We start from the raw sequence: 16,840 nt of genomic DNA, 5'->3' as shown, positions 1-16,840 counted from the left end.
GTCAGCCGCGCTGGCGGAGGGCGTCGAAGAGGACCATCTGCAGGTCCTCCTCCTCGACGGCGGAGTACGCCGCGCCCCCGGTGGCGTCGGCGATCTGCTCGAGCGCGCTGAGGTCGGCGTCCGGCCCCAGGGCCACCCCGATCACCTTGACCGGCCGGTCCGGGTCCGCCTCGGCGCTGAGCGTGGCCAGCAGGTCGCCCAGGCTGGTCCCCTCGGCGTCGTCCTCGTTGGTGCCGTCCGTGACGACGAGGACGCTGTTCACCGCCGTCGGGTCGTAGTTCTCCCGCGCGGCACGCACGGCGGCCAGCGTGGTGTCGTACAACCCGGTGCCGCCGGGGGTCAGCCGCTCGGGGATCGTGTCGAGCTGGTCGTCCAGGACGGCGCGCTGGGTCCGGCCGTCGACGGGGGCGTCGAGCTCGCGGGTGGGCACGAGCTCGGTCCAGTCCTGGTCGCCGTCGAGCTCGTAGGCGAAGGCCCAGAGACCCAGCGCGTAGTCGTCGGGGACCAGGGACAGGGTGCTCTTGGCGGCGTCGCGGGCGAGCGTGGCCCGCGTGCCGCCGTTGACCGGGGCCTCCATCGACGTGGAGACGTCGAAGACCGTCAGGACGCGCGACGGGGCGGCCAGGCTGGAGAGCCGGGTCAGCAGCCCCTGCACCTGCGAGGCGTCCAGGGCCAGCACCTCGGGGGCCGCCTCGGCGATGCCGGTCCCGGTACCGGCGCCGGGCGGGGCTGCGCCCTCGGGCCCGCGGAAGCCCGCGTCCCGCACGGCCGCCCGCGCGTCGTCGGACAGCAGGCGGTCGGTGACGATCTCGACGGCGCGGGCCTGGGCGTCGGTGGGCGAGCCGACCCGCAGCACCGGGTAGTCGAGCACCGGGGCACCCTCGGCGGGGTAGACCGCCAGGAGGGCGGAGTCCTCGGCCTCCTGGTGGATGGCGTAGACCTCCTGCTCGCTCACCGGCACCAGCGGGGCCTCGGCGCCGCCCTCGCTGCCGGCGGTCAGCGCCTCGCCGGCGGTGAGCTCCGTGCTGCGGGCGGCGGCGAGCACCGCGGCCACCACGGCGTTGTCGGCGTCGGCGTCGCCACCGAGGGCGCTGCGCACCGCGGCCAGCGCGGAGAGCGCCTCGGCGCTGGCGGCGAGGTCCGGCACGGCCAGCGGCCGCCCGGTGCCCAGGGCCTCGGCCCAGCCCGGGGCCGCGTCGGCCCACCCGAGCTCGTCGACGACGGACCGGCTGGTGGCCAGGACGACGGGGGAGACCGCCATCGAACCCACCGGCTCCAGCTCGGCGCCGCCGGCGACCCGCGCCGGCCACAGCGACGAGTCCGGCACCCACACGTCGGGCAGCGACTCCTCGCCGAGGGCGCCCAGGCCACCCGCGGTCTGGAGCGGCTGCTCGGCGGTGACCTCGGCGCTGACGCACAAGGAGTCGTCGGGCGACTCGACCGAGCTCAGGAGCTCCTCGGTCAGCGTGCCGAGCTCGGGGGCCACGGTGACGTCGACGGTGACGTCGTCGTCGCAGCCCCCGCTGCCTGCCACCCACCAGACCAGGCCGGCGAGGGCCAGGGCGATCGCCAGACCCGCGGCGACCAGGACGAAGGGCACCGAACGGCGCGCGGCTGCGGGACTTGCGTGACGGCCCATGCTCGCTCTCTGAGGTCGACTCGGGGTGGGTGCGGCTCCCCCAGAGCTCGCCGTTCCAGATTAGATGTGTCCCGCGTCGCTCCGAGGTGACCCTCGTCGCATGGATGGTGACCGACCGTCAGGCGGTCGGCGCCACGGCTGCGCGCTGGGCGGCGAACCACGCGACCGTGCGGCGCAGCCCCTCCTCGGAGGTGACCTGGGGGCGCCACCCGAGCAGCTGCTCTGCGCGAGTGGTGTCGGGGCGGCGCACCTTGGGGTCGTCGACGGGCAGGGGGATGTGGTCGATGGGGGAGTCGGAGCCGGTGAGCTCCACGATCCAACGGGCCAGCGCCAGCATCGACAGTTCGTCGGGGTTGCCGATGTTGACCGGACCCGGGTGGTCGGAGAAGGCCAGCGCCAGGATCCCCGCGACGGTGTCGTCGACGTAGCAGATGGAGCGGGTCTGCGAGCCCGTGCCGGCGACGGTGAGCGGCCGGCCGTCCAGGGCCTGGTTGACGAACGCGGGGATGGCGCGGCCGTCGTCGGCGCGCATGCGGGGCCCGTAGGTGTTGAAGATGCGGACGATCCCGGTGTCGGTGCCCTTCGACGTCCGGTAGGCGGTGGTCATCGCCTCGCTGAACCGCTTCGCCTCGTCGTAGACGCCGCGCGGGCCGACCGGGTTGACGTTGCCCCAGTACTCCTCGGTCTGCGGGTGCTGGAGCGGGTCGCCGTAGACCTCGGAGGTGGAGGCCAGCACGTACCGGGCGCCCTTGTCGTGGGCCAGGCCCAGGGTGTGCAGGGTGCCCAGGCTGCCGACCTTCAGGGTCTCGATGGGCATCCTGAGGTAGTCGATCGGGCTGGCCGGTGACGCGAAGTGCAGCACCAGGTCGACCGGGCCGGGGACGTGCACGTAGTCGGTGACGTCGCAGCGGACCAGCCGGAACCCCGGGTGCTCCATCAGGTGGGAGACGTTCTCGGGGGCGCCGGTCAGGAAGTTGTCGAGGCAGACGACCTCGACGCCGCACTCCAGCAGCTGCTCGCAGAGGTGCGAGCCGAGGAAGCCCGCACCTCCGGTGACCACCGCCCGCCGGATGGTCCGTGCCTGGCGTACCGGTCCGTCGACCATGCCCTTGCCCTCCTGCGCTCCGCGCGGTGCGCACGTCCGCGGACGCACCTGGCGGGCGTCCTACCCGTAGATCAACTCCGCACACACTTCGAGGGCGAAGTGTTCCGCATCTCCAGCTCCTGCCCGGGGAGCGGACGGGCCGCCGGTCTCCCGGGGGAGACCGGCGGCCCGCCGCCGCTCGGTGCTGGAACGGCTCCCTCGCAGGGGTCCCGCCGCGAGCGTGCGAGCGGTGGGGAGCGAGGAAGTCCTTCGATCAGCCCTCGTAGGCCTCTTCCTCGGGGATCGCGTTCGCCGGCGGCGTGGCCGGCTCCTGGTCGAACTCCTCGATCGGGGCGTCACCGATGTCGGTCGTGCGGACGTCCTGGACGACCTCCGAGCCGTTGCCCACGATGCGCTCGATGGTCATGCCGCTCGTGCCCATGTGGCTCTCCTCGGAGTAGCGGAAGGGCGCGAAGACCGGACCCTCCCACTCGCCGCCGACGGCCTCGACGGCCTCGACCAGGCCCTCGCGGGTCGGGTTCTGGCCGGCGGCCTGCAGGGCCTGGGCCATGGTGTAGGCCTGGGCCATGCCGTAGACGCGGTAGTTGGTGAGCTCACCCTCGCCACCGCACTCGTCCCAGATCCGCTGGAACTCCTGGATCCACGGGTTGTCGGCCTGGTCGACCGTCGGCAGGTAACCGGTGGTCAGCGCGCCGTCGAGCAGGGCGGCGTCGCTGACGGCGCCCTCGCTGAAGCGGTTGAGCAGGCCGCCGACCAGCGTCGGGTCCGAACCCACGTTGGAGTAGAACCACTGCGGGTCGTAGCCGAGCTGCAGGGCGGTCAGCTGCGACAGCGCGGTGTAGCTGGGCACGTTGAAGCCGACGACGAAGTCGGCGCCGGCGGCCTGCAGCGCCGCGATCTGCGGGCCGACGTTGGTGTTGCCCGGGGTGTACCGCTCGGCCGCGACGATCTGGTCGTCGATGTACTGGCGGATGCCGGCCTCGCCGTCCTCGCCGAAGTCGTCGTCCTGGAGGAAGAGACCGACATTCGCGTCGGGGAAGTTCTCGGCGATGTACTCGCCGATGATCTTGCCCTCGCTCATGTAGTCGGTCTGCCACCCGAACGACATCGGGTACTCCTCCGGGTCCTCACCCCAGATCAGCGAGCCCGAGGAGACGAAGAGGTCGGGGACGCCCTCGTCGTTGAGGAAGTCGACCACCGCGCTGTGGGTCGGCGTACCCAGCCCGCTCATCATCGCGAAGATCTCGTCGTTCAGGACGAGCTCGTTCGTGACCTGGCTGGTCTGGGTGGGGTTGTAGGCGTCGTCGCGGAAGATGAACTCGATCTCCCGGTCGTAGATGCCGCCCTCCTGGTTCAGGCACTCGAAGTAGGCCTGCACACCGGTGGGGATCTCGCTGTAGCCGGGGGCGGCCACACCGGTCAGCGGGTAGTGGGCGCCGAGCTTGATCGACGTCTCGGTGACCCCGATGTCGGAGGCCTCGTTCTCGCCCCCGCCACCGCCCCCGCCGCCGCCGCCGCTGTCATCGCTGCCGCCGCAGGCGGCGACGGTGGACAGGACGGTCGCCGCGGCGATCGTGGTCAAGAGACGTCGGGAGGATCTGGACAACAGTGCTCCTCTGGTGCGGCCCGGGCATCGGTGCCCGGGAGTCGGTGTGGGGTGGAGGTGCGGGAGGTGTCGCGTGCGGCGGATGGAGGGGGTCGCCCTCACCCCCTGCTGCTCGCGCCGTCGGCGCCGGCCTGGGCCATGGCCCGCTTGGCCTTGCGGGTCATCCAGCGGAGGCGGATGGTGCCCACGAAGCCCGCCGGGACGAAGATCATCACCACGATCAGCACGACGCCGTAGACGAACGGCGCCAGCTGGGCGGCCTCGGTCTGGCTCAGCCCGAAGTCGCCGCCGAGGTTCGTGACGAACGGCGGCAGGAAAACCAGCAGCGCCGAGCCGAGCAGCGCGCCGAGCAGGCTGCCCAGGCCACCGATCACGATCGCCGTGAGCAGGGCCAGCGACAGCACGATGGTGAAGCCGCTGGGGGCCGCGAGGCGGACGACGATGGCGAGCACGCCACCGGCGAGCCCGGCCGCCGCGGCGCTGACGACGAACGCCAGCACCCGCCAGGCGCCGAGGTTGATGCCGGCCAGCTCGGCGGCCACCTCCTGGTCGCGCACCGCCCGCCAGGTGCGCCCGATGCGGCTGCGGATCAGGTTGGCCAGGAAGAAGTAGGTGATCAGCAGGCAGATCGCCCCGACGTAGGCGAGCCACTTGGTGCTCGAGGCCGAGTTGCCCGAGACGGCGTCGATGAAGCCGTCGAACCACTCCGGCGCCTGCGGGGCGCGCACCCGCATGCCCTGCTCGCCGCCGAAGGTGTCGTGGAAGTAGATCGCCAGACCGGGGAGGCCGACGGCGAGGGCGAGCGTCGCGCCGGCGAGGTACGGGCCGTGCAGCCGGGCGGCGGCCACCCCGACCAGCGCGCCGATCGCGGTGGCGACCACGACGGCCGCCAGCAGGATGACCGGCAGCGGCAGGGGCTCCTCGGCGTCCAGGAGCAGCGCCGTCGTGTAGGCGCCGGCCGCCATGAGCGCGCCGTGCCCGAGGGAGATCTGCCCGTTCATGCCGGTGAGCACGGTCAGGCCGCCGGCGGCGATGGCGTAGTAGGTCAGGGTCGCCAGCTGCGAGTTCTGGAACGGGGTGGTGATCTCCAGGATCACCACCGCGAGCACGGCGCAGGCCGCCAGCACGAGCAGGTGGCGCAGCAGGGTGGACTGCGGCAGGAACGAACGGCCGGTCTTCGCCGGTGCCGAGGGGGCGTCGCCACCGGCGGTCGCCTTGACCGGGGCGTCGTCGCTCGCCTTGCCGGCGGTACCGGTGGAAGCGGGGCTCTGCAGGTCGCTCATCGTCATGCCCTCCGAGCCGTCGCGCTGCTGAACAGACCGCCGGGCCGCACGAGCAGCACGACGATCAGGATGACCAGGGCGGAGATGTTGACCAGCGCGCTGCCGCGCGGGGCGTAGCCGCTGACGTAGCTGAGCGCCAGGCCGAGGATCAGCCCGCCGACGATCGCGCCGACCGGGGAGTCGAGGCCGCCGATGATCGCGGCGACGAAGCCGAAGACGATCAGCGCGTCCATGTAGGCCGGCCAGACGAACGTGCCGCCGGCGATCAGCAGCCCGGAGAGGGAGCCGACGACCGCGGCCAGGCCCCAGCCGAGGGTGAGCATGCCGCCCACCTTGACGCCCAGGAGCCGGGCGACCTCCTGGCTGAACGCCGAGGCGCGCATGGCCAGGCCGACGCGGGTGAACCGGAAGAGCGCCACCAGCAGCCCCATGACCACCAGCACCGAGCCGATGACGTAGATGCTGGTCGGGGTCAGCGGGATCGTCGTGTCGCCGATCTCCAGGCCGCGCACGCCGAACGGCGTCGGGAAGGACTGGAACGACGAGCCGAAGATGATCGCGATCGACGCCTGGATGGCGACGAAGAGCCCCAGGGTCACGATCACGGCGTTGAGCTCGGGGCCGCCCTCGACCGGGCGGATGATCACCCGCTCGACGATCGCGCCCAGGATGAACCCGGAGGCCAGGGCCACGACGAGGGCGACCCAGTAGGACTGGCCGGCCTGGATCAGGGCCAGGGCGATGAAGGTGGTGGCCGCGGCCATCGAGCCCTGGGCGAAGTTGACGATGCGGGTCGATCGCCAGATGAGCACCAGGGCCAGGGCGAAGGCGGAGTAGATCATGCCCTGGGTCAACCCGGTGAGGGTCACGTTGACGAAGTAGTCCACGGAGGAGGAAGCCTTCCTGGCTGTGCGGGGAGGGTCAGAAACCGAGGTAGGCGTGCCGGAGGTCCTCGTCGGCCATCAGCGTGCGGGCGGAGTCGGTGACGACCACCTTGCCGAGGTTGAGGACGACGCCGACGTCGGCGACCGACAGGGCGCTGCGGGCGTTCTGCTCGACGAGCAGGACCGAGAGCCCCTCGGAGTCGACCAGCTGGCGGAGGAGCCCGAAGATCTGGGCGACGATCCGCGGGGCCAGGCCCAGCGAGGGCTCGTCGAGCAGCAGGATGCGCGGCTTGGCCAGGAGCGCGCGGCCGATGACCAGCATCTGCCGCTCACCACCCGACAGGGTGTGCGCGGCGTTGTTCCGCCGCTCGGCGATGCGCGGGAAGAGGTCGTAGACCCGGTCGAACTCGCTCCGGTCGACCTTGCCGCGGAACAGCGAACCGACCCGCAGGTTCTCGTCGACGGTCAGCTCGGCGATGACGCCGCGGCCCTCGGGCACGTGCGCCATGCCCTTGGCCACCATCGACTCGACGGGGGCCTTGGTGATGTCCTCGCCGTCGAGGAGCACCCGGCCGGCGACCGGCCGGACGAGCCCGCTGATCGTGCGCAGGAGGGTGGTCTTGCCGGCTCCGTTGGCACCGAGGACGGCGGTGATCCGCCCGGTCTCGGCCGCCAGGGAGACGCCGTCGAGGGCGCGCACCGGCCCGTAGGCGGAGGTGAGCCCCTCCACCTCGAGCAGACGGGTGGCGGTGCCGGTGCCGCCGGCGGCGGACAGGGCAGTGCTGCCGTGGGCGTCAGGCATGGGGGCGTCCTCCCTCGGCGTGGGTGAGCTCGGCGGCGTCGGCCTCGGCGTCGACCGCGTCGCCCAGGTAGGCCTCGGTGACTGCCGGGTCGGCCTGCACCTCGGCCGGCGTGCCGGCCGCGATCTGCTTGCCGGAGTCGAGCACCGTGATCCGGTCGCAGACCCGCATGACCAGGTCCATGTGGTGCTCGACGAGGAGCACGCTCATCCGGCCGACGACCGAGCGGATCAGCTCGCCCAGCTCGTGCATCTCGTCCTCGGAGAGACCGCTGGCGGGCTCGTCGAGGAGCAGCAGCTCCGGCTCGGCGACCAGGGCCCGGGCCAGCGCGACCCGCTTCTGCACCGGGTAGGGCAGCGAGCCGGGGTAGCGGCCGGCGTAGTGGCCGGCGTTCAGCTCGGCCAGCGCCCGCATGGCTCGCTCGCGCAGCAGCCGCTCGTCCTTGTCCGACGTCGGCAGGGCGAACAGGGCCGAGGCGAAACCGGCCCGGGCGTGGCGGTGCGCGCCCACCATGACGTTCTCCAGCACGGTCATGCCGGGGAAGAGGCCGACGCCCTGCAGGGTGCGGGCGATGCCCAGGGAGGTGAGCTTGCTCGGCTTGAGTCGCCGCATCTCCTCACCGCGCCAGACGATCCGGCCCGACGTCGGGCGGACCAGGCCGCAGGCGACGTTGAACAGGGTGGTCTTGCCGGCCCCGTTGGGACCGATGAGGCCGTGCACCTGGCCCGGTTCGACGGTCACGGAGACGTCGGTGAGGGCCAGCACGCCGCCGAAGGCGACGTTGATCCCGGTCATCTCGAGCCGGGCGGTGGGCGTCTTCTCCGGTGTTCGCTGGCTGCCGGTCGGCTGCGCCAAGGGGCCCACTGCTCCTCTGCATCGGTGCGGCACCACCCGGACGCGGGTGGTGACGGTCAGGTCGCGAGTACGTCCCGCTGAGAGTGCCCGGCCGTGTCACCCGTCACAATGGGCGCACCGCACAGCGATCACAAGAGCGTGTTGTGCTGTGAGTCGACCTGTTGCGAGGTCGATATCGGGCCGCCGTCCCGGGCCCCTGCGGGGTGGGCGAGGTCGGTCGACCCCGGCCTCGATTGGGTCACGACTGGGCCCCGGCGCGCGTGTCCGCGCGGGTTCGACCGCACAATGGGCGCGGAGCACAGTGGCGTGCTCGTCGTGTTGTGCTCAGCGGTGCGCCAGGAGGAGGTCGACGAGTGCAGCCCTTCCGCCCGGAGGTGGCGACGAGGCTCGCGGAGCTGGCCCCCCGGCTGCTGGAGCAGCTCGACGCGATGACCGACCGGATGGTGGACGTGCTGGTCCGCACCGAGCCCGCCTACCGGCAGCTGGTGGAGGAGTCGGAGCAGGACCTGCGGCAGTCCACCCGCTCCAACCTCGAGGGCGGGCTGCGCTCGCTGGTGGCCGCCGCCGCGAGCGGCGGGACCCCGCACGTGGCCTCGGCCCGCGCGGTGGGGGCGCGGCGGGCCGCGCAGGGCCTGCCCCTCGAAGCGGTGCTCCGCGCCTACCGGCTCGGCGGGCAGGTGACCTGGGAGACGCTGCTGGCGGTCTCCCGCGACGGCACCGCACACCACGACACCCTGCTGCTGGAGGTCGCCGGCTCGATCTGGCGGACCAACGACGCCGAGTGCGCCGCCCTCGCCGAGGGCTACCGCCTGGAGCAGCGGCGCCTGGAGGGCGTCGACGAGCGGGCGCGCCAGCAGGCGCTCGACGGGCTGCTGGACGGTCGCGGCGGTGACCCCGGGTTCGTGCGGGCCGCCGCGGAGATCCTCGGTCTCCCGCTCGACGGGCGGCTCATGGCGGTGGTCGGGCTGCCGGGGCCCGACGGCGTCCCGGCGCTGCGTTCTCCCGGGGAGGCGCTGCTCAAGCGGGGGGTGCGTTCGGTCTGGGGGGTGCGTGGCGACGCGCAGGTGGGGCTGGTCGGGCTGGGTGCCACCCGCCCCCCCGACCTGCTGGCGCTGCTGCGCGGCACGGCGCACGGCCCGGTCGGGGTCTCCGACGTCGTGGACGGCGCCTCGGGGGTGGGCACGGCCTACCGGCTGGCCGAGACCGCGGTGCGCACGCTGCCGGCCGGGGTGAGCAGCGTGGTCAGCATCGACGACAGGCTCCCCGAGGCGCTGCTGAGCAACTCGCCGGAGATCAGCTCCCGGCTCGTCGGGCAGTCGCTGGGCGGGTTGCTGGAGCTGCCCGGGGACGAGCGCGCGGTGCTGCTGGACACGCTGGCGGCCTTCCTCGCCGCCGACGGCTCGCCGACCCGGGCCGCCGACGCCCTCTACTGCCACCGCAACACGGTGATGCACCGCCTCCGGCGCATCGAGTCGGTGACGGGCCGGAAGGTGACCGACCCGCGGTCACGGTTGCTCTGGCAGCTGGCGCTGCTGGGCACCGAGCACGCCCAGCCCGCCCGTCGCTCCGCCTAGCAGGAGCACGCTGCACCCCACGCCTCGCGAGCTCGGCGCGGGCCCCTGCAGCGCAGCAGTTACTGGAGGTAGCTCTCGACCTGCTGCTCCGGGCGCACCTGCGCCTCGTCGGGGTCCTCGTCGTACTGGCGCTTGGCGCGGCGCTGCCGCAGCAGGTCCCAGCACTGGTCCAGGTCGGCCTCGAGCTTGCCCATGCGGGCCCGCGTCTCGTCGGTGTGCTCGCTGTTCTCGCGCAGCGCGTGCTCCTCGTCCACGAGGGCGTGGATGCGCTTCAAGATGTCCTGCTCGTCCATGCCGGGTGCGTGCCCGGGGACGCGGCCGCGAAACCGCGACCCCTGCGCGGGTCAGCCCTCCTCGGGGACCCAGCCCTCCACGAAGGCGGCCAGCCGGCGGTGCACCGCCCCGCCCGTGCGGCCGAGGGCCAGCAGCGCGGCCCGGTCCAGCGGCACGCGCACGGTGCGCCGGCCGGGAGTCCGGGTGGCGACGGCGTGACCGGCGGCCACCAGCTCGGGCCAGGGGCGGGACAGCTGCGCGCGGACCCGCTCCAGCGCGGCGACCGTGGGCCCGGCGTTGCCCTCCACCATCGAGGTGACGAAGGCCGGGTCGCTGCCGATGACCCGCGTGCCGTCGCGGAAGCTCCCGGCCGCCAGCGCCAGCGCGAGGGGCCCGGCCTCGGCCGCCGCGCCCGCGAGCGCGGCGGCGAGCAGGTGCGGGACGTGGCTGATCGCGGCCACGGCGTCGTCGTGCTCGGCGGCGGTGACCGGCACGACCTCCGCGCCGACGGCGAGCGCCACCTCCGCGACGCGGAGCCACCGCGGCAGCTCGGTCGCCGGTTCCAGGCAGAGCGCCCAGCGGGCGCCGGCGAAGAGGCCTGGGTCGGTGGCGCCGTGGCCCGACCGCTCCGTGCCGCACATGGGGTGCCCGCCGACGAAGCGCCCGCCCAGCGCCCGGCCCAGCGCGTCGAGCACCGGCACCTTCACCGAACCGAGGTCGGTCACCGTCGCGTCCGGGTCGACCGCCAGCCCGTCCAGCGCGGTCGCCATCGCCGGCAGCGGCACGGCCAGGACGACGACGCCGGAGAGGTCACGGGTGATCCGCACCCCCCGGGCGGCCGCGGCGTCCCGGGCCGCGGGATCGACGTCCCAGCCGGCCACGGGGCGCCCGGCGGCGGCCAGCGCGGCGGCCAGCGATCCGCCGAGCTGGCCGAGCCCGACGACGCCGACCGGGGGAGCGGGCATGGTCGGGACCGGGAACGACGGGGCGCCGTCGACGGGGGTGCCCCCGGGTCCAGCGGTATCGGCCATGATCAGAGGCTATGACGCCGACCTGCCCGCTCCGGCCTCCCCACGCGCCATGACGCCTCGGTCGTTCCTGCTCACCCCGGAGCTCGCCGACTACGTCCGCGCCTCCTCCGACGCCGTGGACGAGGTGATGGCCGAGCTGATCCTCGAGACCGCGGCGATGGCGGAGCGGGGCGAGGCCTCGGCCACGCTGCAGATCGCCCCGGAGCAGGGCGTGCTCATGCGGCTGCTCACCGCGGCGCTCGGCGTCCGGACGGCGATCGAGATCGGCACGTTCACCGGCTTCTCGGCGCTCTGCATCGCCCGGGCGCTGCCGGCCGACGGCACCCTGCTCTGCCTGGACAACAACGAGGGGTGGACGGCGGTGGCGCGGCGGTACTGGGCGCGCGCCGGGGTGGCCAACCGGGTCGAGCTGCGCCTCGGCGACGCCCTGCCCACCCTGCGCTCGCTGCCCGCCGAGGAGACCTTCGACCTGGCGTTCGTGGACGCCGACAAGACCGGCTACGCCGCCTACGTCGAGGAGCTGCACCCGCGGCTGCGGCGCAACGGTGTGGTGCTGCTGGACAACACGCTCCGGTCGGGCCGCGTGCTGGACCCCGCCGACGAGTCCGACCGCGCGCTGGCGGAGCTCAACGCCGCGCTGGCCGCCGACCCGCGGTGGGAGACGGCGCTGCTGCCGCTCGCCGACGGGCTGACCCTGCTGCGCAAGCGATGAGCGCGGCCGCGGGGGAGGCGCCCGCCAGCTACGCCGTCCGGGTCAGCCGGGTCGGTCCGCGCTGGCAGGTGGAGCTGCTGGCGGCCGACGCCGGCGACGAGCTACCGGTGCTGGAGCGAGCGCTCGGAGACCCCGGCGGCTCCGGCTGGCCGCCGCCGTTCGTGCTCGTCGTCGACTCGCGGCTGTACTTCGTCGCGCTGCGGCACGGCCCCGGGGGCATGGTGCGGGCGCTGATCTCCGACGCCACGATGCTGGAGTGGGTGCTCGCCGCCGAGGTGGTCGAGCGCTACGGCATCGGCGTCGACACCGAAGGCGCCTTCGACGACGACGAGACCGGCTGGCCCGGTGGCGACCTGGACCTGTTCGCCGACGACGGGCTGCCCGCCGAGGAGCTGCGACCGATCGTGACCGCCGACGACCTGTGGGCCGACGAGATGGTGGGCCGGATCGCCACCCGCCTGGGCTTCGCCGACGAGCTGGCCGCGGCGGTGACCTCGTGACCGTCTCGGCCGTGGTGTTCGACCTGGGCGGGGTGCTCACCGAGAGCCCGATGACCGCGTTCGCCGCCTACGAGCGGGAGGCCGGGCTGCCCGAGGGGCTGATCCGCCGGCTGAACTCGACCGACCCGGACACGAACGCCTGGGCCCGGTACGAGCGCAACGAGCTCGACGTCGCCGGGTTCTCCGCCGCCTTCGAGGCCGAGGCCGCGGCGCTGGGGCACCGGATCGAGGCGGCGCGGGTGCTCGCCGCGCTGCAGGGGGAGCTGCGCCCGGCGATGGTCGCGGCGGTGCGCCGGCTGCGCGAGGCCGGGCTGCCGCTGGCGCTGCTGTCGAACAACGTGGCGCCGATGGAGCGCGGTGGCCGGCTGGACGACGTGCTCGATCTCTTCGACGCGATCGTCGAGTCCTCCGTCGAGGGCGTGCGCAAGCCCGAGCCGGAGATCTACCGGCGGGCGCTGGACCGGCTCTCCGCGGCCGTCGGCCGTCGGATCGAGGCCGGCGACTGCGCCTACCTGGACGACCTGGGCATCAACCTGAAGCCCGCCCGGGCGCTGGGCTTCTCGACGATCAAGGTGGTCGACCCCGCCGTCGCGCTGGCCGAGCTGTCCGAGCTGGTCGGCTTCCCGCTCGACGGGTCGTCGGCGTGACCGCCGTCCCGAGGGGGACCTCCCCGAGGGGGAGCTCGCGGAGCGGTACCCGGTGACCCCCGACCTCGGGTCGGCGATGGGGCGGGCGCTGCAGCTCGCGGCTGCCGCGGAGGAGTGGGGGGACACGCCGATCGGCGCCGTCGTCCTCGGCCCGGATGGCGCGGTGCTGGCCGAGGCGGCCAACGAGCGCGAGAAGCGCGGCGACCCCACCGCGCACGCCGAGGTGCTCGCGCTGCGGGCGGCGGCGCGGTCGCACGGCGACGGGTGGCGGCTGGGCGGCTGCACCCTGGTGGTCACCCTGGAACCGTGCACCATGTGCGCCGGGGCCAGCGTGCTGTCGCGGGTGGCGCACGTGGTCTACGGCGCCGACGACCCCAAGGCGGGCGCCGCCGGCTCGTTGTGGGACGTGGTCCGCGACCGCCGGCTCAACCACCGGCCCGAGGTCACCGGCGGTGTCCGCGCCGAGGAGTGCGGCGCGCTGCTACGTGCCTTCTTCCGCCGTCAGCGGGGCCTGTAGTCTCTTCGGCGGTGGCGTGTCCGAGCGGCCGAAGGAGCACGCCTCGAAAGCGTGTGAGGTGCAAGCCTCCGTGGGTTCAAATCCCACCGCCACCGCCAGCAGCACCGAGCAGCCCCTGCTCTCCCGCGTCCGGGAGGGCGGGGGCTGCCGTCGTCCGCGAGCTCCGTTCAGGCGGGGAAGTCGCTGTCGAGGATGAGCTGCCCGTCGCGGACCAGGAACGTGAACTCGTGCGGCCCGATCTCGCTGGGGCGCCCGTCGGCGAAGCGCAGCTCCATGGTGGCGGTCGCCGTCGGCTGCCCGTCCGCCACCTGGATGTCGCTGAGGCGCACGTCCTCGAACTGCTCCCAGTACCGGATGTAGTTCTCGCGGCTGATGTTCGCGCGCAGCGTCGGTCCGGTGAGCTCCCACGCCTGTGCCGGGTCCTGGAGCACCAGTTCGTGGTAGTCGCGCACGAAGTCGCGGACGTTCTGCTCGGAGAGCGGGTCGCCGCGGTCCTCGCCGTTGCCGTTGCCGTTCCCGTTCCCTCGTCCGTCCTCGCCGTCCCCGCCGTCCTCGCCGTCCCCGCCGTCCTCGTCGTCCTCCGCCGGCGGCGGGACGACCGGAGCCGCGGGCGCCTCCTCCACCGGCTCCGTGGGCGCCGGCGCCTCGCCGGAGGTGGACGGCGCGGACGACGCCGACGTGGGCGATGCGGCCGTGTCGTCGGGGTCCCTGCCGCCCGAGGTGCCCAGCCACACCCCGAGCACACCCAGCAGCACGGCGGCGACGACGCCGGTCGCCACCCACGCTGCCCCGCGTCGTCTGCGGCGGCCGTCCGGCGCCGGTTCCGCCGCTGCTGCGGCGGGCGCCGCCGCGGCAGCGGCCGGGGCCGGAGCCGGAGGCGGCACCGGGGTCCGGCCGGCGGGTGGGGCGGGCGTGCGGGCCGACGACGGGGTCGGCGTGGGGCCGCCTGCGGCAGGAGCGGGCGGAGCGTCGGGGTCGGGGGCAGGGGGAGCGGTCGAGCCAGGGCTGGTCGAGAACACCGCGGTACCGGCCGGGCCGGACGCGGGCCGCAGGTCGGTCCGGGCCAGCAGCACCGTCGTCGGGTCGCCGTCCCGGCCGGCGGCCAGCCGGGCCAGCTCGTCGCGCACCTCGGTCATGGGCGGCCGCGAGGCCGGGTCCTCGGCGAGCATCCGCAGCAGCGGATCGGTGAGCGCCCCGGCGCGCTGCGGGGGGGTGATCCGCCCCGCGGCGACCCGGTGCAGCATGCCGAGGGCGTTGTCCTCCATGCCGAACGGCGGGGTGCCCTCCAGGCAGGTGTAGAGGGTGGCGCCCAGGGAGAAGACGTCGCTGGCCTCGGTCATCTCGTGGCCCTGGGCGACCTCCGGTGCGAGGAACGCCGGGGTGCCGGTGATCTGGCCGGTCCGGGTGAGGGTGACGTCGCCGCTGGCGTGCGAGATGCCGAAGTCGGTGATCTTCACCAGGCCGGCGACGCGGCCGCCCTGCCCGATCAGGACGTTGGCCGGCTTGACGTCCCGGTGCACGATCCCGGCCGCGTGCGTCGCCGCCAGCGCGTCGGCGACCTGCGCGCCGATCTGCGCCACCAGGCCGACGGGCAGCACCCCTTCGGTGGCGAGGACCTCCGCCAGGCTGCGGGAGGGCAGGTACTCCATGACCAGCCAGGGCGCGCCGCCCTCGAGCGCCACGTCGTAGACCGAGATCGCGTGCGGGTGGCTCAGCCGGGCAGCGATCCGGCCCTCGCGCAGCGCCCGCTGCCGCTGCTCGTCGATCTGCTCCTCGTCGGCCCCCAGCGGCGACAGCACCTGCTTGACCGCGACCTGCCGGCCCAGCCTCTCGTCGCGCGCCAGCCAGACGGTGCCCATGCCGCCGCCGCCGATCTGCTGCTCCAAGCGGTAGCGCCCGGCGACGAGGCGGCCGGGCGCGGTACCGGGTGGGGTCATCGAGGGCGGCGCGCGGGGTCAGACGGTGGAGGGCACGCCGTACCGGCGTGCGTACTCCTCCTGCGCGCCCGCGGGCAGGACGTCGTAGAGCTCGCCGAGCTCGTGGTGCACGCCGGCGTCCAGGTCGTCGAAGATGCGCTGCCAGGTGGGCGGCTCGTCGTAGCTGCGGGTCAGCAGCAGCTCCCAGGCCTGGGCCTGGCGGTCGCGCTTGCTGCGCTCGGCGGCGAACTCCGACAGGTAGCGGTCCTTCGCCGCGGTCTTCTCCGCGGCCGTGGCGCCGGCCGGCAGTGCCGCGGCGTCGCCGCCCTTGAGCACACCGACGATCGCATCGACGACGTCCGGCCGGACCTCGCTGTGCTCACCCATGTCCTGCGCCTCCTCCTGTGCGGCCCGCAGGTGCAGGCCGTTCCCCGCCGTCCGTCCGGTCAACCGCTCTGCCGTGAGGATGCCGCACGGCGCCGCCGGAGGCCTCCCCGCGGTGTCCCGGCGAGGCGTGCGACGGCGCCCGGTACCATTCACCGCGTACCTGGAGGATTCGCCTAGTGGCCTATGGCGCTCGCTTGGAAAGCGGGTTGGGGGCAACCCCTCGGGAGTTCGAATCTCCCATCCTCCGCAGCCCGACGGGCCCCCGGCAGCACGCCGGGGGCCCGTCGTGTCCCGCCACCCTCAGGCGCCCGCCGCCGGCACCGGCTGCCGCAACCGGCGCAGGTACAGCCCCGCGACGGCGGCCAGCACGAGCAGCCCGCCGACCAGCGCCAGCGGCGCCAGGCGTTCCCCGAGCAGCAGGGTGGCCAGCGCGGTCGCGGTCAGCGGCTCCAGCAGCGTGACGATCGAGGCAACCGCGCCCGGCACGCTGCGCAGCCCCGTGAAGAACAACGCGTAGGCCAGCGCGCTGGGGACGACGCCCAGGTACAGCAGGACCCCCAGCGCCACCGGGTCGGTGGTCAGGCGCAGCCCGGTGGCCAGGGCGACCGGGGTGAGCAGCAGCGCGCCACCGGCGAAGCCGACGAGGGTCACCGGGACCCCGGCCGGCACCCCGCCGCCGGCCAGCGTGACCACGGTGTAGCCGAGCGCGGAGCCGACGGCCAGGAGGGCGCCGAGCAGCACCGCCGTCCCGGTGTCCGCCCCGGCGGAGACGCCGACGAGCAGCACCAGCCCCACGAGGGCGACGACGAGGGCGATGACGGTGGGCGCGTCCGGGCGGCCGTGGCCGAGCAGCGTCGCGCCGACCGCGATCAGCAGCGGCGCCAGCCCCAGCGCCACCAGGGTCGCGATGCTCACCCCGGCCGTGGCGACCGCCGCGAAGTAGGCCAGCTGGTAGCAGGCCAGCCCGGCGCCGACGAGGGCCAGCCGGACGGTGGTGCCGCGGCCGACCGCCGGGGGGGGGGGGGGGGGGGGGGGGGGGGGGGGGGGGGGGGGGGGGGGGGGGGCGGGGGGGGGGGGGGGGGGGGGGGTGGGGGTGGGGTGGGGGGGGGTG

General features: G+C 74.4%; 17 protein-coding genes and 2 tRNA genes. 7 read left to right on the top strand and 12 right to left on the bottom strand.

Features of this window, described 5'->3' with window-relative positions:
- Position 1: 1 nt before the first annotated feature.
- The 7 genes from ACI79W_RS15630 to ACI79W_RS15600 form a co-directional block, all read right to left on the bottom strand.
- Positions 2–1,639, bottom strand: coding sequence for a VWA domain-containing protein (locus ACI79W_RS15630; RefSeq protein ID WP_456563008.1), 1,638 nt, complete (start codon positions 1,637–1,639; stop codon positions 2–4).
- Positions 1,640–1,757: 118 nt separating this feature from the next.
- Entirely contained in the window at positions 1,758–2,744 is a 987-nt protein-coding gene (locus ACI79W_RS15625) for a UDP-glucuronic acid decarboxylase family protein (protein ID WP_456563007.1), read from the bottom strand.
- Positions 2,745–2,997: 253 nt separating this feature from the next.
- Positions 2,998–4,326: an ABC transporter substrate-binding protein gene (locus ACI79W_RS15620; RefSeq protein WP_456563006.1), complete on the bottom strand. Its 1,329-nt coding sequence runs from the start codon at positions 4,324–4,326 to the stop codon at positions 2,998–3,000.
- A gap of 122 nt (positions 4,327–4,448) precedes the next feature.
- Positions 4,449–5,633 (bottom strand): branched-chain amino acid ABC transporter permease, encoded by a 1,185-nt coding sequence (locus ACI79W_RS15615; RefSeq protein WP_456563005.1) that lies wholly within the window; start codon positions 5,631–5,633, stop codon positions 4,449–4,451.
- Positions 5,634–5,635: 2 nt separating this feature from the next.
- Positions 5,636–6,520, bottom strand: a complete 885-nt coding sequence (locus ACI79W_RS15610) for a branched-chain amino acid ABC transporter permease (RefSeq protein WP_456563004.1) — start codon at positions 6,518–6,520, stop codon at positions 5,636–5,638.
- Between the two features lie 34 nt (positions 6,521–6,554).
- Complete coding sequence (locus tag ACI79W_RS15605; RefSeq protein WP_456563003.1) at positions 6,555–7,319, bottom strand: ABC transporter ATP-binding protein; 765 nt, start codon at positions 7,317–7,319, stop codon at positions 6,555–6,557.
- Positions 7,312–8,181 (bottom strand): ABC transporter ATP-binding protein, encoded by an 870-nt coding sequence (locus ACI79W_RS15600; RefSeq protein ID WP_456563002.1) that lies wholly within the window; start codon positions 8,179–8,181, stop codon positions 7,312–7,314. The genes ACI79W_RS15605 and ACI79W_RS15600 overlap by 8 nt, the downstream gene beginning before the upstream one ends.
- 344 nt (positions 8,182–8,525) lie before the next feature.
- Between ACI79W_RS15600 and ACI79W_RS15595 the strand changes: the two genes are divergently transcribed.
- Entirely contained in the window at positions 8,526–9,746 is a 1,221-nt protein-coding gene (locus tag ACI79W_RS15595; protein WP_456563001.1) for a PucR family transcriptional regulator, read from the top strand.
- 59 nt (positions 9,747–9,805) lie between these two features.
- Here ACI79W_RS15595 and ACI79W_RS15590 read toward each other — a convergent pair whose 3' ends face one another.
- Complete coding sequence (locus ACI79W_RS15590) at positions 9,806–10,039, bottom strand: DUF2630 family protein (protein ID WP_456563000.1); 234 nt, start codon at positions 10,037–10,039, stop codon at positions 9,806–9,808.
- Between the two features lie 51 nt (positions 10,040–10,090).
- The gene (locus ACI79W_RS15585) at positions 10,091–11,050 is read right to left on the bottom strand and encodes a prephenate dehydrogenase (protein WP_456562999.1); all 960 of its coding nucleotides are present in this window, start codon (positions 11,048–11,050) and stop codon (positions 10,091–10,093) included.
- Positions 11,051–11,099: 49 nt separating this feature from the next.
- Between ACI79W_RS15585 and ACI79W_RS15580 the strand changes: the two genes are divergently transcribed.
- The 5 genes from ACI79W_RS15580 to ACI79W_RS15560 all read left to right on the top strand — a co-directional run bounded on the left by ACI79W_RS15580 (position 11,100) and on the right by ACI79W_RS15560 (position 13,524).
- The gene (locus ACI79W_RS15580) at positions 11,100–11,762 is read left to right on the top strand and encodes an O-methyltransferase (RefSeq protein WP_456562998.1); all 663 of its coding nucleotides are present in this window, start codon (positions 11,100–11,102) and stop codon (positions 11,760–11,762) included.
- Positions 11,759–12,262: a tRNA adenosine deaminase-associated protein gene (locus ACI79W_RS15575; RefSeq protein WP_456562997.1), complete on the top strand. Its 504-nt coding sequence runs from the start codon at positions 11,759–11,761 to the stop codon at positions 12,260–12,262. The genes ACI79W_RS15580 and ACI79W_RS15575 overlap by 4 nt, the downstream gene beginning before the upstream one ends.
- Complete coding sequence (locus ACI79W_RS15570; protein WP_456562996.1) at positions 12,259–12,909, top strand: HAD-IA family hydrolase; 651 nt, start codon at positions 12,259–12,261, stop codon at positions 12,907–12,909. Before ACI79W_RS15575 ends, ACI79W_RS15570 begins: the two co-directional genes overlap by 4 nt.
- A 52-nt stretch (positions 12,910–12,961) precedes the next feature.
- Positions 12,962–13,426, top strand: a complete 465-nt coding sequence (locus tag ACI79W_RS15565; RefSeq protein WP_456562995.1) for a nucleoside deaminase — start codon at positions 12,962–12,964, stop codon at positions 13,424–13,426.
- 10 nt (positions 13,427–13,436) lie between these two features.
- Positions 13,437–13,524 (top strand) — tRNA-Ser (locus tag ACI79W_RS15560).
- A gap of 69 nt (positions 13,525–13,593) precedes the next feature.
- Here the strand turns inward: ACI79W_RS15560 and ACI79W_RS15555 are convergent.
- Both ACI79W_RS15555 and ACI79W_RS15550 read right to left on the bottom strand, forming a co-directional pair.
- Positions 13,594–15,363, bottom strand: a complete 1,770-nt coding sequence (locus ACI79W_RS15555) for a serine/threonine-protein kinase (protein ID WP_456562994.1) — start codon at positions 15,361–15,363, stop codon at positions 13,594–13,596.
- Positions 15,364–15,381: 18 nt separating this feature from the next.
- Complete coding sequence (locus tag ACI79W_RS15550; RefSeq protein ID WP_456562993.1) at positions 15,382–15,729, bottom strand: hypothetical protein; 348 nt, start codon at positions 15,727–15,729, stop codon at positions 15,382–15,384.
- 162 nt (positions 15,730–15,891) lie between these two features.
- On the opposite strand from ACI79W_RS15550, the gene ACI79W_RS15545 reads away from it, so the two are divergent.
- A tRNA-Ser gene (locus ACI79W_RS15545) sits at positions 15,892–15,976 on the top strand.
- A 53-nt stretch (positions 15,977–16,029) separates the two neighbouring features.
- On the opposite strand, the gene ACI79W_RS15540 is transcribed toward ACI79W_RS15545, so the two are convergent.
- Positions 16,030–16,644: an EamA family transporter gene (locus ACI79W_RS15540; RefSeq protein ID WP_456562992.1), complete on the bottom strand. Its 615-nt coding sequence runs from the start codon at positions 16,642–16,644 to the stop codon at positions 16,030–16,032.
- Positions 16,645–16,840 lie beyond the last annotated feature (196 nt).

It is taken from the genome of Blastococcus sp. SYSU DS0533, from assembly GCF_054050775.1.
This window is presented reverse-complemented; position numbering and strand designations above follow the sequence as displayed.

Bases quoted from the DNA above. Each gene is read 5' to 3' on its own strand.
- ACI79W_RS15630 (WP_456563008.1), bottom strand. From the start codon at position 1,639: ATGGGCCGTCACGCAAGTCCCGCAGCCGCGCGCCGTTCGGTGCCCTTC.
- ACI79W_RS15625 (WP_456563007.1), bottom strand. From the start codon at position 2,744: ATGGTCGACGGACCGGTACGCCAGGCACGGACCATCCGGCGGGCGGTG.
- ACI79W_RS15615 (WP_456563005.1), bottom strand. From the start codon at position 5,633: ATGAGCGACCTGCAGAGCCCCGCTTCCACCGGTACCGCCGGCAAGGCG.
- ACI79W_RS15605 (WP_456563003.1), bottom strand. From the start codon at position 7,319: ATGCCTGACGCCCACGGCAGCACTGCCCTGTCCGCCGCCGGCGGCACC.
- ACI79W_RS15590 (WP_456563000.1), bottom strand. From the start codon at position 10,039: ATGGACGAGCAGGACATCTTGAAGCGCATCCACGCCCTCGTGGACGAG.
- ACI79W_RS15585 (WP_456562999.1), bottom strand. From the start codon at position 11,050: ATGGCCGATACCGCTGGACCCGGGGGCACCCCCGTCGACGGCGCCCCG.
- ACI79W_RS15580 (WP_456562998.1), top strand. From the start codon at position 11,100: ATGACGCCTCGGTCGTTCCTGCTCACCCCGGAGCTCGCCGACTACGTC.
- ACI79W_RS15575 (WP_456562997.1), top strand. From the start codon at position 11,759: ATGAGCGCGGCCGCGGGGGAGGCGCCCGCCAGCTACGCCGTCCGGGTC.
- ACI79W_RS15555 (WP_456562994.1), bottom strand. From the start codon at position 15,363: ATGACCCCACCCGGTACCGCGCCCGGCCGCCTCGTCGCCGGGCGCTAC.
- ACI79W_RS15550 (WP_456562993.1), bottom strand. From the start codon at position 15,729: ATGGGTGAGCACAGCGAGGTCCGGCCGGACGTCGTCGATGCGATCGTC.